The sequence below is a fragment of the Acinetobacter sp. 1542444 genome (assembly GCF_000581835.1).
Lineage (GTDB): Bacteria > Pseudomonadota > Gammaproteobacteria > Pseudomonadales > Moraxellaceae > Acinetobacter > Acinetobacter pittii.
The window spans coordinates 459,177-472,538 of record NZ_JEYA01000004.1 but is presented as its reverse complement, the minus strand read 5'-3'; the positions used below and the strand labels follow the sequence as shown (position 1 = coordinate 472,538).

The window sequence follows — 13,362 nt, the reverse complement described above, 5'->3', positions numbered from 1 at the left end:
GCATAGTGATATGTGAAGCTGACCAATACTAATTGCTCGTGAGGCTTGACTATACAACACCCAAGCAGTTGTATATGAAGCATCAATCGATTCATAAACATGCAAAGCAACTTGATTTAGTTAAACACTTAGCTAAAATGAACAACGAAAAATCAGACCAATCAGCCCATCTGTAAAGATTTGGAAAACGCAACGTATCACACAGTGAATAAAACGAAGCAAGTATCCATACCAGTTGTGCTGGCGACCATAGCAAGAGTGAACCACCTGATCCCTTCCCGAACTCAGAAGTGAAACCTCTTAGCGCTGATGGTAGTGTGGGGTTACCCATGTGAGAGTAAGTCATCGCCAGCTCATTATTCTAAACACCCCCATTCCAATGAATGGGGGTGTTTTTTATTGCGATAAAAAATTTGTGCGGAGAATAAATATAAAAATACTAAGGAAGAGTTGTGCTATAAATAATAAGAATATTAATCTTTTAAGTATGCATAATAAGGGAAGAGCATCTATGATAATTTATGGTGATGTCGGTTCGGGTAACTGCTATAAGATAAAACTATTACTTTCCTTATTAAATATTAATCATAGATGGATCCACGTTGATATTTTAAACAAAGAAACTCAATCAGCTGATTTTTTGTCCTTAAATCCTAATGGAAAAATACCTGTATTAGTCCTAGAAGATGGTCGTGTTTTGAGTGAGTCGAATGCTATCTTAGGTTACTTGGCTGAAGGAACAAAATTTATTCCTACAGATACTTTTATTAAAGCAAAAATGTACCAATGGATGTTCTTTGAGCAGTATAGTCATGAACCATTTATTGCAGTTGCTCGTTTTATTAATAAATATTTAGGGTTACCACCAGAAAGAATAGAGGAATACCATAATTTACAGCCAAAAGGCCATAAAGCACTATCTATTATGGATAACGCTTTAGTTGAGCATGACTATCTTGTTGGAAATGAACTGACCATTGCTGATATTGCCTTATATGCATACACGCATGTCGCTGAAGAAGGTGGCTTTAATTTAAAGTTATATCCAAATATTCAAGTATGGTGTCAAAGAATTCGAGAATATTTAGGTTATGTAGATATGATTTAAATAAAAAAGAACTCATATAGAGTTCTTTTTTATTTCTGAAATTCTAATTTAGAAGTGTGCTTCCAAGCCTACATATGGGCCTTTAAACTCAAATTTAAGGTCATTGTTATCGTAGTCATCTAAATCGATATTAAGTACGCGATAACCTGCTGTTAAGCCAAGGTCAATGAGTAGGTTATCTGCAAATTTATACTTCACTTCTGCCAGTGCATCTGTAATTCGTGCATCATCAAAGTTTGTATAAGTTGCTTCTCCTTTAGCACTTAAGCCTGTAAATGGGAGTTTTACTTCACCTGACAAATAAGCTATAGGATATGTTTTATCAATATCCACGCGCTTACCTGTATACGCAGTAATATCACCATTTAATACAGTTGCACCAAGACCAGCATCTACACTTACGATATTATCTAGTAACTCGTAGTAGAGGATAAAATCGCTATGATCTAAATCAACTTTATAGTTGGCTTGACCTAAAGTTTCTGATTTAGTTTCGGTATCTAAATTTACATAACGAATTTTTGCATTTGGAATAAATGGAATTGGGTGTTCTACTGCTAATGAGATTTGAGCACTACCTTTTTGATCTAAATCTTGATCTTCAGGTGATTGAGAAGACATATTCACTTTACCGTCATAGAACCAGTAACCTACGTCTCCTTTTACTCCTACGAAGTCTGCTTGAGCAAAGCCACTTAAGCCCATCCCGAGCGTTAATAAAGATATTTTTAATATTTTCATTTTTACATCCACATAAAAGAAATCTTTGAGCGCATGATATAGACATCTTGCTACAGATGCATTGATAAAAAATAAGGATTTGAGGTATGTGATATGAGTAAATTTTTAAACCTTAAAAAAATTAATTTAAATCAAATAATTAATATTTTCTTCCTCATTTAAATGAATTTAATCTTTTAGAAAATTTAGTATAAATTTTGTCAATCGTATCGGACTTATTAAATTTTAATTGATAACTAGGGAGTTAAAAATAAATTAGTGGATAAGTTGAGTAATTAAATAAATATTTTCAGAGATGGCAATAAAATTACATTTAATAATAATTTTGATCTACAAGTAGTAGAACGTAAATATTAGCTGAAAAATAACCAATTGTGAAAAAAACTCAGAAAATTCGTAAAATTTCTGACGGAAATTACAGTAAAAAGAAATAAAAACAGGTATTGTTCAGCTATATAGGGGCAAAAAATGGACAAAAATCTTTAAGGAAGAATTTTCTATTTTTGCTTGTTTGTTAAGGGAATAAAAATACTCAAAAGGTGCTTTTTATTTTCTACAAACACAAAAGTATTTTTTGGTTCTTTTTTTGCATGCGGAATAACAATCAACAATAGCAGTAAAAATAAGTAATCTTTTAACATTAGGTGTTCTATGACAGATTCTCGTGAAAACTGGACGTCACGATCTGGTTTTATTATTGCAGCCGTTGGTTCGGCTGTAGGCTTAGGTAATATCTGGCGCTTTCCATACGTTGCTTATGAAAATGGTGGTGGTGCGTTTCTTATTCCCTATCTATTGGCACTCATTACTGCTGGTTTACCGTTACTATTTTTAGATTATGCGGTAGGACATCGTAGTACTGGTTCACCTCCTAAAGCGTATCGTGCCCTATTTAAAGGCGGGGAAACATTAGGTTGGTGGCAAGTTTGTGTCTGTATTATCATTGGTTTGTATTATGCAAGTGTACTCACTTGGGCTGGTAGTTATGTTTACTTCTCTATTGGCCAAATGTGGGGAAGTGATCCGGAAGGTTTCTTCTTTAATACCTATTTACAGACTACAAAAGCAACCGGTTTTGATTTACAGTTTGTAGGTCATTTATTCTGGCCGATTGTTGGGATTTGGGCACTTACTCTAATCATTCTTTATGGTGGTGTGAAAAAAGGTGTGGAATTATCGAATAAGATTTTCATGCCTTTATTATTCATTCTCTTCACTATTTTAGTGATTCAATCATTACGTTTACCAGGTGCAGTTCAAGGCTTAAATGCTTTCTTTACGCCGAACTGGTCAGCAATGATGGATTATAAAGTTTGGTTAGCGGCTTATGGCCATACTTTCTTCTCCCTCTCAGTCGGTTTCGGGATCATGGTGACTTATGCATCTTATTTGAAACCAAAAACGAATTTAACAGGTTCTGGTTTAATCGTTGGTTTTGCAAATGCATCAACAGAGATTTTGGCTGGTATTGGTATCTTCGCAGCGCTTGGTTTTATGGCACATGCTGCAGGTACTGAAGTTAAAGATGTGGTGAGTGGCGGGATTGGATTAGCATTTATTGCATTCCCTAAAATTATTTCAAGTTTAGGTGCAGGTGCCGATTTATTTGGCTTCTTATTCTTCTCTTCCCTTTTCGTCGCTGGTATTTCTTCGATGGTGAGTATTTTGGAAGTACCTATTGCAGCAATGCAAGATAAATTGAAATGGGGCCGTAAAAAAGCTGTAACCATTATTGGTGGTGGTAGTGCGCTTGTATCAATTATTTTATTCTCAAGTGTAAACGCAATTAAACTGGTTGATATCGTTGACCACTTTATCAATAACATCGGTATTATTGGCGGTGCTTTACTTTCTATTATTACCGTAGCTTGGTTTAAACGTTCTGCTCTAATGGAACTTCGTGATCACGTCAATCGCATCTCAACTATTCAATTAGGTAAGGGGTGGGATTTCACTTTAACAGTCATTACATCGTTAATCTTGTTAACTACACTCAGTATGACTGTATTTAATTTGATCAAAAATGGCTATGATACTTATAGTATGAGCTTACAAGGTGTATTCGGCTGGGGCAGTGTGATTTTCTGTGCAGTCGTTGCAATTGTTTTAAGCAAAATGAAAGATCGCTAGGAGGATAGAATAATGAATACTTCAGCAATCGTAATGATGGTAATTTCGATGGTGTTTTTATGGGGTGGCTTGGCTTTGTCCATTATCCATTTATCGAAACATCCTGAAGAGTTAGATGATGTTTTAGAAGAGGTAAAAGATCAGCACACACTTTAATGCTGATCAAGTAAAAAAGCAGGCTTTAAGCCTGCTTTTTTTATGTAATTTTTTGAATTTTACAATAATAAAATCCATCACCAGACTGCGCTTGCGGCAGTAATTGGCGACCATGGGTTTGCTCAACTCCCCAATCAGCATCAATCTTGATCTCTTTTGCATTTGGATTTTCAGCAAAAAATTTCATCATCTGCTGTTCATTTTCAGCTTTTAAAATTGAACAGGTGATGTAAAGCAATGTGCCGCCAACTTTGAGCTGTTGCCACATGTGGTCCAAGATCTGCTTTTGTAGTTCAATGGTTTGAGCTATATCGGTAGATTGGCGCAATAGGCGTATGTCAGGATGACGACGAATTACACCTGTAGCAGAGCAAGGTGCATCGAGCACGATACAATCTACTGGCTGTGCAGGAGTCCATTGAGTTGCATCGGCTGCCAAAATCTCTGTATGACTTTGATCAAGTGCTAAGCGATTTAAGTTCTCAGTTACACGCACTAAACGGCTTGGGTCCTGATCAATCGCGATGAGCTGAGCAGGTTTAAACTTTTCAAGTAAATGAGCAGTTTTACCGCCTGGGGCAGCACATGCATCCACTACTATTTTATCGTTCAAATCTGGCAATAATGTTGCGCAAAGCTGAGCGTGTTCATCTTGTACAGAAAACCAACCTTGTTCAAAACCAGGTAGTTGAGTAATTTGTACAGATTGTTCAAGAACAATACCTGCCTCAGACAAAGTACAAGCACGTGCCTGAATTTCTAGACTTTGTAGTTTTGCTAAATAAGCATCGCGGCCAATATGACGCTGGTTCACCCTTAAGGTTAAAGGCGCGACTTGCTTCAAAGATTGGCAGAGAGATTCAGTTTGTTCACCCCAATCTTTTTTTAACCGTTTGAAAAGCCAGCTTGGTAAGCCATGCGCCTGCCGTAAGCCTTGCTGAAAGTCATCAGTTTCACGAGTAGCTCGGCGCAAAATAGCATTCACAATACCGCTGAGTGCAGAGAAACCAAGTTGTTTGGTTGCATCTACTGTTTCTGCAATAGCGGCATGCGCTGCAATACGCGTGCATAAAACTTGATAAAGACCAACATAAAGACAGGTTTCTACTGTCTCATTATTTAAAGGCTTGCTGAGTAGAGGCAGGCTAATTGATTTAAGTGCAAACCATTGGCGCAATGTACCTAAAACAAGTTCGTGAAACAAAGCGCGATCGCGCTCTGCTACCTGATTGAGCTGTGTATTTAAAATACTAGCGAGTGATTGGCCTTGCTGAACTTTTAGTAACGTCTGGACGACTTGAGCACGCAGGTTAAAACGTGAGGAATTTGAGGTAACCTGACTCATGGCAAAATTTGTCCTACATGAAGTTTTTGAGTTTGTGCAATTTGTTGAGCGTTTAATGCTTTACCACCCGGCCACTGCACGCTAGTCAGACAAATAAATGTATTTTCACTGCAAGCAACGTGCACACCTTGTTTATCGATTGCAATAATTTCACCAGCTTGAGCATTCGCTTTGCTTTGGCTAGAAATTAGAGAGTTCCAGACACGCAGAGCATTATTTTCATCAAGTTGAACAAAAGCGACTGGCCAAGGGTTAAAAGCACGGATATTTCGGTCAACTTGAATAGCATCAATTGCCCAATCAATACGAGCTTCTGATTTTACGAGCTTATGAGCATAGACCGTTAAGCTTTCGTCTTGAACTTCGCGTTCTGCCAAATATTTTTGTAGTGTTTCTTCTGACTCAAGTACCGCACAAATTGCTGTTGCACCTTGAGCTGCGAGTTTGTCATGCAAAGTCGCTGAGGTATCTTCGGCAGTAATTGGGCAGTATGTTTTATACATCATATCGCCTGTATCTAAACCAGCAGCCATCTGCATGATTGTGATTCCGGTTTCTTCATCACCTGTTGCAATCGCACGCTGAATTGGTGCTGCACCGCGCCAGCGTGGTAATAGTGAGCCGTGAATATTTAAACAGCCATATTTCGGTGTATCGAGCACAGTTTGTGGAAGAATTAAACCATAGGCTGCAACCACCATCACATCTGCGCCTAAAGCTGCCAGTTCTTGTTGAGCTGCTAAACCTTCTTCTGTAGATGCTTTGAAGTGAAGGGGTTGATAAACAGGGATATTATGCTCAAGTGCAAGTTGTTTTACAGGAGATGGCGTTAATTTTTGTCCACGACCCGATTTACGATCTGGCTGAGTATAAACCGCGATAATTTCATGGGAAGTTTTTAATAAAGCCGCCAATGCTGTTGCAGCAAATTCGGGGGTGCCAGCAAAAATAATTTTCACAAATGCAATCCAAAAAGAGTTTAGGCGTAGTATACGTGAAAAACGATTGAAGCCCTAAACTCATGGCGATTGAGCATTTTAGTTTTTAAATAGTGAACAAAAAATTATTGAAAAACTTTTATTGATAAAAAAAGGTTATGAAAAAATAAAAAATTATTCATGTAAGTTTTGCTAAATATTGACTGTCTATTACTGTTCTTGGCTTTCCGAATATTATTTGCTTCTATAGAATGGAGAATGATCAAATTATGATGATGAGTCAATATTCCGACTGATCTAACGCTATATCAGTATCATCCGCCAGAGCGGGAAAAATTCCGCTCAAGCACAACTTGTTGGAAACACTAATGCCTGACTATCGTTCAAAAACATCGACACACGGAAGAAATATGGCTGGCGCACGTGGCTTATGGCGTGCAACAGGAATGAAAGATGAGGATTTCGGCAAACCGATTATTGCGGTGGTCAACTCATTTACTCAATTTGTGCCGGGCCATGTACATCTTAAAGATCTAGGGCAGCTTGTCGCAGCAGAAATTCAGGCAGCAGGTGGTGTTGCTAAAGAGTTCAATACGATCGCAGTTGATGACGGGATCGCAATGGGGCATGATGGCATGCTTTATTCTTTACCATCACGTGATTTGATTGCTGACTCAGTTGAATATATGGTGAATGCACACTGTGCAGATGCCATGGTGTGTATTTCAAACTGTGACAAGATTACTCCGGGAATGCTCATGGCTGCGATGCGTCTGAATATTCCTGTTGTTTTCGTGTCTGGCGGACCAATGGAAGCTGGTAAGGTTAAGTTCCGCGGTAATGAAAAAGCGATTGACCTTGTTGATGCAATGGTTGTTGCGGCTGATGAAAGTTATACAGACGAAGAAGTTGAAGAATTTGAACGTTCAGCATGTCCAACCTGTGGTTCATGTTCAGGTATGTTCACTGCAAACTCAATGAACTGTTTAACAGAAGCTTTAGGTTTATCTTTACCGGGTAATGGTTCGATTGTTGCGACGCATGCAAACCGTAAAAAATTATTCTTAAAAGCAGGCCAACTTATTGTTGAATTGGCTAAGCGCTATTACGAACAAGAAGATGCAAGCATTTTACCTCGTTCAATTGCAACCAAGGCTGCATTTAAAAATGCGATGACCCTTGATATTGCAATGGGTGGTTCAACCAATACCGTTCTGCATTTATTGGCTGCGGCAAGTGAAGCAGAAGTTGATTTTACAATGGATGATATTGACGAATTATCACGTCGAGTTCCTGTACTGTCTAAAGTAGCGCCTGCAAAACAAGACGTTCATATGGAAGATGTTCATCGTGCTGGCGGTATCATGGAGATCTTAGGTGAACTTGATCGCGCGAATTTACTTGATGTATCTGTACCGACAGTGCACGAGAAAACTTTAAAAGATGCGTTGGATAAGTGGGATATTATTCGTACTGAAGATGCAGACATTTATGAATTCTATCGTTCATCTCCAGGTGGTGTTCCAACTCAAGTTGCATTCTCGCAAAATCGCTATTATTCAACATTAGATGGCGACCGTGAAAAAGGCGTTATCCGTAATGCAGAACATGCTTTCTCTAAAGATGGCGGTTTAGCAGTTCTATACGGCAACATCGCGCTTGATGGTTGTATCGTGAAAACTGCGGGTGTTGATGAATCAATCTTGAAATTTACTGGTACAGCGCGTGTATTTGAGAGCCAAGATGCAGCTGTAGATGCAATTTTGGGTCATGATATTAAAGCTGGCGATGTGGTTGTGATTCGTTACGAAGGTCCACGTGGTGGTCCGGGTATGCAAGAAATGCTTTACCCAACTAGCTACCTTAAATCGAAAGGTTTAGGAAAAGACTGTGCATTAGTAACAGATGGTCGTTTTTCTGGTGGTTCATCAGGTCTTTCGATTGGTCACGTTTCACCAGAAGCGGCTGAAGGTGGTGCAATTGGTTTGGTTGAAGATGGCGATACTATTGAAATCGATATTCCAAACCGTACGATTCACTTAAACGTTGATGATGCGACTATGGCACATCGTCGTACAGTGCAAGAAGCGAAAGGCTGGCATCCGAAAGAAGAACGTAAACGTAAAGTATCAAAAGCGTTAAAAGTTTATGCAATGCATACAACAAGTGCAGCGAAAGGAGCTGTACGCGTTCTATAAAATATTCAATTTTAATAATTGATTATGAATCATGCACCCTTTAACACGATGAATTGCTATCATGTTAAGGGTGCATTTTTCATGTCTGGTAAAAAAAATCAGCTTGTAGAAAAAGGTGTTTTTAGATCATTCTATGGGTTTGCCATAAAATGGTGATAAAATCTTCACCTACGTAGAAACTTGCTAAAAACATGACTTATTTTCTGCGTAAACTAAGGTAGTTATATTTCAATCTCGACTACTGTTTTACCTTGCATTATGATCAAAACAATCTTTGATCTCGCTTAGGATTTATTTTTTAGAGGCACAACTCATGTCACTGCTACGCCGTTGGTTTGACCCTATTCGATCGAGCTGGTTTTACCAAAAGCCTTCTCGTCAAGCGGTGTTACCCACGGAAAATGGTTTAAGTATTTATTTACGACTTGATGATGTGTATAGCTATTTGGCTGTTCAGCAATTGTCTCAGCTAGATGAAATTTTAAGTGATGAACTTAAGCCTTTAAAAATTATTATTTCGCATACGGCTTCTGAACCCCCAAACAGTATGTCGCATGAAGAGTGGCAGAATTATTGTCTAAATGATGCCAAGATATTAGCCAAACAACATCGTTTCGGTTTTGATGAATTTCCAGAAATCCCAAGCCCAGAATCTTTAAAACAAGCGGCAGTCATATTAAAAAGAACCCCCTTACAAGGTCAGAATTTCTTCCATTTACTAGAAGATATTTTCCATATGCTTTGGCAACAACAATATGGAAAGTTGCGTACTTTACATGCCATGGCAGTTAAACATCAGCTTCCTCAACATTTTTCAGAACGCATTTTTACGGATGAGCCTGTACCTGCGGCATACTTTGAATTTGGTGGACGTAAATATCACGCAGTAGATGATTTATTACGTTTGACTCGTCGTTTGAAGCAGCAAAAGCTACTGACTGGTAATCCGATTTTTTTAATTAATCATATCGAATGGCGTGAACATTTGATTAACGATGCTGAAGCGCTTACCGAGATTCAAACACTTCATCCTGAGCTTGATGTCTATATTGCTTTAGAAGACCCAATGAGTTGGTTGTTACTTGCCTATATCAAGGAAGAGCTGGCTGATTATTATGATATTCAACTAAAAGTTTACCCTTTAAGTTATCAAGGTCGAGACTGGTTTGACTGGAGTTTGGCGACACGTGTTTCTAAACGAACAGGTGTGGCCTTTACGCCATTTTGTCGTCCTACCGAGGAAAGTACACTGGAAATGGCAAAGCTTTTCTATAGTGTGCAAGAAAATCAGCAAATCGATACGATTTTTACGATATTGCAGGCAGTTTGGACGAAAGGAAAAGATTTATCTTTCTTAAAACATTTCCAACAGTTACAGCAGCAACTTGGGATTGAGCAGCTAACCGACCAAGATGTGCAATCTGTTTTGGCGCAAAATGATGCACTTTGCAAAGACAAGCATCAGCCTGATTTACCGGTTTTAGAGCTGCGTATTGATGGTCAGACCTACGTATTTAATAGCTTGTATCGTGTGTGGATGATCGAAAGTATTTTTAGCAATGTATTAGAAGAAAAATATAAAACAGCCTCAACTTTTAATTGAGGCCTACTCCTAAAAACAAGAATAGGGCAGTACCTGTTTTTTCCGTAGCATATCCTTTAAGGAATCGGAGATAAACAGTGACTTTTTTAGCAATTATTATAGTGGTCTTTGCCTTCGCTGGCATGATTAAAGGCATGATCGGTTTAGGATTGCCCGCGGTATCGATGGGCTTGCTCACCATCGCAATGAGCCCTTTTCAGGCAGCTTCTCTTCTGATAGTTCCTTCAATGGTCACCAACGTCTGGCAGCTTTTTGCTGAAGGACATGTCTGGGCTTTTATTCGCCGTTTCTGGACTTTGCTTGTGGGCATTGTGGTGGGCTCAATATGGAGCTTTCTACCCACTTTAAGCCAAAGTCATGGGCATAGTAGTGAGATTTTATTAGGCTGCATGTTGGCCCTATATGGACTCTATGGTCTGTGCGTGAAGAAACTTCCACACTTAGGGAAGTATGAACGTTGGCTATCACCGATTATTGGATATATCGGCGGGGCAGTGACTGTAGCAACAGGTGTCATTATTATTCCAATCGTTCCTTATTTGCAGTCTTTACATTTAAAGCGGGATGAGTTGGTCCAGGCTTTAGGACTAACGTTTACTGTCTCTACCATTTGTCTTGCAGTCTTTTTACACCACAACCCTATGTCGGGGATGACATTGGATTATCGTTTATCTTTTGCTGCATTGTTGGCGGCGCTCGTTGGAATGTGGTTAGGTAAAAAAATCCGTTATCGGTTAAATGAGCAGTTATTTCGCCGTATCTTTTTTATAGGTTTGGTGTCATTAGGGCTTTATATGATTTTGCATTAAGCCAATTTTTAAGGGCGATGTTGCAATAAAAAATCGGCAAATTGTTTATAACTATTAGGTAGCTGATTGAAATTTTGTGTGGTCAAAAGCAGTTTACGATTTGCCCACGCACCTAGTAGTTGAATGGAATGAAAGTCATAGTCCGATTGCAAACGCTGGGCAGCACGAGCCGGCATAATTGCAATTCCGACGCCTTTGGCGACTACCTCAGCAATCGCGCCAAAATTAGGTAAGCGCAAACGGTACTGTATGTTAAAGCCCAATAGCTTAGCTTGAGTTTCGATGGACTGTTGCAACGAATGGTGGGGTTTAAGACCAATAAAACCATAACTTAAAGCCTCTACCAAATTCAGCTCTTGGTGTTGAGCTAAATTGTGAGTAGGAGGACAAATCAGAACTAATGGATCACTAGCAAATTCTTTAGTTTGCAAATGTCTGGTATCAAAAAAACTTGAGACCAGCCCAAGATTTGCAACTCCTTGCGTTAATGCCTCTACAATTTCTGAACTTTCTGCCTCGTGTAAATCAATGTTCATTTCGGGATGAAGCACCAAATATTGCGGTAATAACGGAGGCAAATATTCGCTTTGAGCAGAAGAGTTACACCAAAGCGTTAATGACTCTGTTGTAGGCGGCCTAAAACGCTGCATTTCTTGTTCAAGCTGCTCTTTTTGTGTCATAAGCTGACGAGCATGCTCTACAAAAGCGTGTCCTGCTGTGGTGAGCTCCACTCCCGTCGTGTGGCGAATAAATAAGGGCGTTTCAAAATATTGTTCGAGTTTTTTAATGCGTTCGCTGGCAGCTTGAAGTGAAATTGCAGAGCGGTCAGCACCTTTGGTTAGGCTACCCGTAGAGACAATATGAAGTACTAGCTGTAAATCAAAAAAATCAAAACGCATGACAGGGAACGTATTGAAGGCTAAAAAGTCATCATACTAAATCGTAATAAAAAAAGGCAGCTTGCGCTGCCTTTTTGAATTTAGGTTTTATCTTTTAAACTAAACAGCCAATTTAAAATAATGGCTGCAAAAGTTGCGGTACCAATACCACCTAAATTGAAATTACCAAACAATAATTCAAAGTTACCAGCACCCAAAATAATAGTTACTGAGGCCACAATCAGATTTTTATTGTTAGAAAAATCGACTTTGTTTTCGATCCAGATTTTGGCCCCAGCAATGGTAATTAAACCAAACACAACAATAGACGCGCCTGTTAAAACTGCGCTTGGGATCGTACTAATTACCGCGCCAAATTTTGGAGATAGACCTAAGAAAATTGCGAAGACACCAGCAATCACAAAAACAATCGTTGAGTACACGCGAGTGACTGCCATCACACCAATGTTTTCGCCGTAAGTGGTCATCCCTGGAGCGCCAACACTACCAGATAATGTTGTTGCCAAACCATCTGCAACAAATGCTTTACCTAATTGTGGAGTCAGGTTTTCACCAGTCATCGCGCCAACAGCTTTAATATGTCCTAGGTTTTCTGCTACTAAGATAAGTGCAACTGGTGCAATAATTAGCATAGCATTCGTGTCAAAAGTAGGATGCGAAAAGCTTGGAATCCCAAACCATGCGGCTTGTGAGATCTGACTAAAATCGATTGGTTTACCTAAACCTAGTCCATTGGTGGTAATGGCATAAATCACATAGGCCAAGATCAAACCAATCAACAGAAGCAAGCGTTGCAACAGGCCACGAGTAAAGACTGCAATACTACCCATACAAAGTACGGTAATTAAGGCCATCCACATTTCAAATGGTTGGCCTGCAACACCTTTAATCGTAACAGGTGCAAGGTTCAGACCAATAATCATCACAATGGCACCAGTCACCACAGGCGGCATGAGTTTTTCAATCCAGCGTGTACCAGTAAGCATCACGATAAAACCGATGATGGCATAAAAAACACCACATGCTACGATTCCACCTAAAGCCATAGATAGATTTGGATTGGCACCTGAACCTGTAATATGCCCAGTTGCAGCTGCAACCACCCCAATAAAGGCAAAACTTGATCCTAAGTAACTTGGAACACGACCACCTGTAATTAAGAAAAACAGAATGGTACAGATTCCAGACATTAAAATAGCAAGGTTAGGATTAAAACCCATGAGTAAGGGTGCTAAAACAGTCGCTCCAAACATAGCAAATGCATGTTGAATACCCAAAACAGCACTTTGAACGGGCGGGAGATATTCATTGGTAGAGACTGGCCGATGGTCAATATCACCTTGGTAAGGCTGCCATTTTGGAAACCAATTGGACATAAAATAAGCTCATTATTCTTTAATTGCTGCCATGATACTCTTTCTTGGGAGTGCATTTA

11 protein-coding genes and 1 rRNA gene are annotated in these 13,362 nt (G+C 39.2%); 7 read left to right on the top strand and 5 right to left on the bottom strand.

Going from position 1 to position 13,362, the window contains the following annotated elements:
• Positions 1-239: 239 nt before the first annotated feature.
• Positions 240-354 (top strand): 5S ribosomal RNA (gene rrf, locus J580_RS17350).
• A gap of 157 nt (positions 355-511) precedes the next feature.
• On the top strand, positions 512-1,108 hold the full coding sequence (locus J580_RS17345; RefSeq protein WP_032005074.1) for a glutathione S-transferase family protein: 597 nt from the start codon (positions 512-514) through the stop codon (positions 1,106-1,108).
• 48 nt (positions 1,109-1,156) lie between these two features.
• Here the strand turns inward: J580_RS17345 and J580_RS17340 are convergent, their stop codons facing one another.
• Positions 1,157-1,861, bottom strand: a complete 705-nt coding sequence (locus J580_RS17340; RefSeq protein WP_014208017.1) for a TIGR04219 family outer membrane beta-barrel protein — start codon at positions 1,859-1,861, stop codon at positions 1,157-1,159.
• Positions 1,862-2,500: 639 nt separating this feature from the next.
• Between J580_RS17340 and J580_RS17335 the strand changes: the two genes are divergently transcribed.
• Positions 2,501-3,979, top strand: coding sequence for a sodium-dependent transporter (locus tag J580_RS17335; RefSeq protein ID WP_032005072.1), 1,479 nt, complete (start codon positions 2,501-2,503; stop codon positions 3,977-3,979).
• 12 nt (positions 3,980-3,991) lie between these two features.
• The gene (locus J580_RS17330) at positions 3,992-4,135 is read left to right on the top strand and encodes a methionine/alanine import family NSS transporter small subunit (protein WP_002119126.1); all 144 of its coding nucleotides are present in this window, start codon (positions 3,992-3,994) and stop codon (positions 4,133-4,135) included.
• Between the two features lie 40 nt (positions 4,136-4,175).
• Here the strand turns inward: J580_RS17330 and rsmB are convergent, their stop codons facing one another.
• Together rsmB and fmt are read right to left on the bottom strand one after the other, a co-directional pair.
• The gene (rsmB, locus tag J580_RS17325; protein WP_032005071.1) at positions 4,176-5,480 is read right to left on the bottom strand and encodes a 16S rRNA (cytosine(967)-C(5))-methyltransferase RsmB; all 1,305 of its coding nucleotides are present in this window, start codon (positions 5,478-5,480) and stop codon (positions 4,176-4,178) included.
• The gene (gene fmt, locus J580_RS17320; RefSeq protein ID WP_032005070.1) at positions 5,477-6,439 is read right to left on the bottom strand and encodes a methionyl-tRNA formyltransferase; all 963 of its coding nucleotides are present in this window, start codon (positions 6,437-6,439) and stop codon (positions 5,477-5,479) included. The genes rsmB and fmt overlap by 4 nt, the downstream gene beginning before the upstream one ends.
• Before the next feature lie 347 nt (positions 6,440-6,786).
• Here fmt and ilvD point away from each other — a divergent pair, with 347 nt between their 5' ends.
• From ilvD to J580_RS17305, 3 genes are all read left to right on the top strand, one after another.
• Positions 6,787-8,616: a dihydroxy-acid dehydratase gene (gene ilvD / locus J580_RS17315; protein WP_032005069.1), complete on the top strand. Its 1,830-nt coding sequence runs from the start codon at positions 6,787-6,789 to the stop codon at positions 8,614-8,616.
• A gap of 313 nt (positions 8,617-8,929) precedes the next feature.
• Positions 8,930-10,219: a hypothetical protein gene (locus tag J580_RS17310; RefSeq protein WP_005066551.1), complete on the top strand. Its 1,290-nt coding sequence runs from the start codon at positions 8,930-8,932 to the stop codon at positions 10,217-10,219.
• Positions 10,220-10,296: 77 nt separating this feature from the next.
• A complete protein-coding gene (locus tag J580_RS17305; RefSeq protein ID WP_017386206.1) occupies positions 10,297-11,028 on the top strand; it encodes a sulfite exporter TauE/SafE family protein in 732 nt (243 codons plus the stop codon).
• A gap of 8 nt (positions 11,029-11,036) precedes the next feature.
• On the opposite strand, the gene J580_RS17300 is transcribed toward J580_RS17305, so the two are convergent.
• Together J580_RS17300 and J580_RS17295 are read right to left on the bottom strand one after the other, a co-directional pair.
• Positions 11,037-11,927, bottom strand: a complete 891-nt coding sequence (locus J580_RS17300; protein WP_032005068.1) for a LysR family transcriptional regulator — start codon at positions 11,925-11,927, stop codon at positions 11,037-11,039.
• Between the two features lie 80 nt (positions 11,928-12,007).
• A complete protein-coding gene (locus J580_RS17295; RefSeq protein WP_002119102.1) occupies positions 12,008-13,303 on the bottom strand; it encodes a solute carrier family 23 protein in 1,296 nt (431 codons plus the stop codon).
• Between the last annotated feature and the right edge of the window lie 59 nt (positions 13,304-13,362).

Coding starts and splice junctions, on each gene's coding strand:
- J580_RS17345 (WP_032005074.1), top strand. CDS start 512: ATGATAATTTATGGTGATGTCGGTTCGGGTAACTGCTATAAGATAAAA.
- J580_RS17335 (WP_032005072.1), top strand. CDS start 2,501: ATGACAGATTCTCGTGAAAACTGGACGTCACGATCTGGTTTTATTATT.
- J580_RS17330 (WP_002119126.1), top strand. CDS start 3,992: ATGAATACTTCAGCAATCGTAATGATGGTAATTTCGATGGTGTTTTTA.
- rsmB (WP_032005071.1), bottom strand. CDS start 5,480: ATGAGTCAGGTTACCTCAAATTCCTCACGTTTTAACCTGCGTGCTCAA.
- ilvD (WP_032005069.1), top strand. CDS start 6,787: ATGCCTGACTATCGTTCAAAAACATCGACACACGGAAGAAATATGGCT.
- J580_RS17310 (WP_005066551.1), top strand. CDS start 8,930: ATGTCACTGCTACGCCGTTGGTTTGACCCTATTCGATCGAGCTGGTTT.
- J580_RS17300 (WP_032005068.1), bottom strand. CDS start 11,927: ATGCGTTTTGATTTTTTTGATTTACAGCTAGTACTTCATATTGTCTCT.
- J580_RS17295 (WP_002119102.1), bottom strand. CDS start 13,303: ATGTCCAATTGGTTTCCAAAATGGCAGCCTTACCAAGGTGATATTGAC.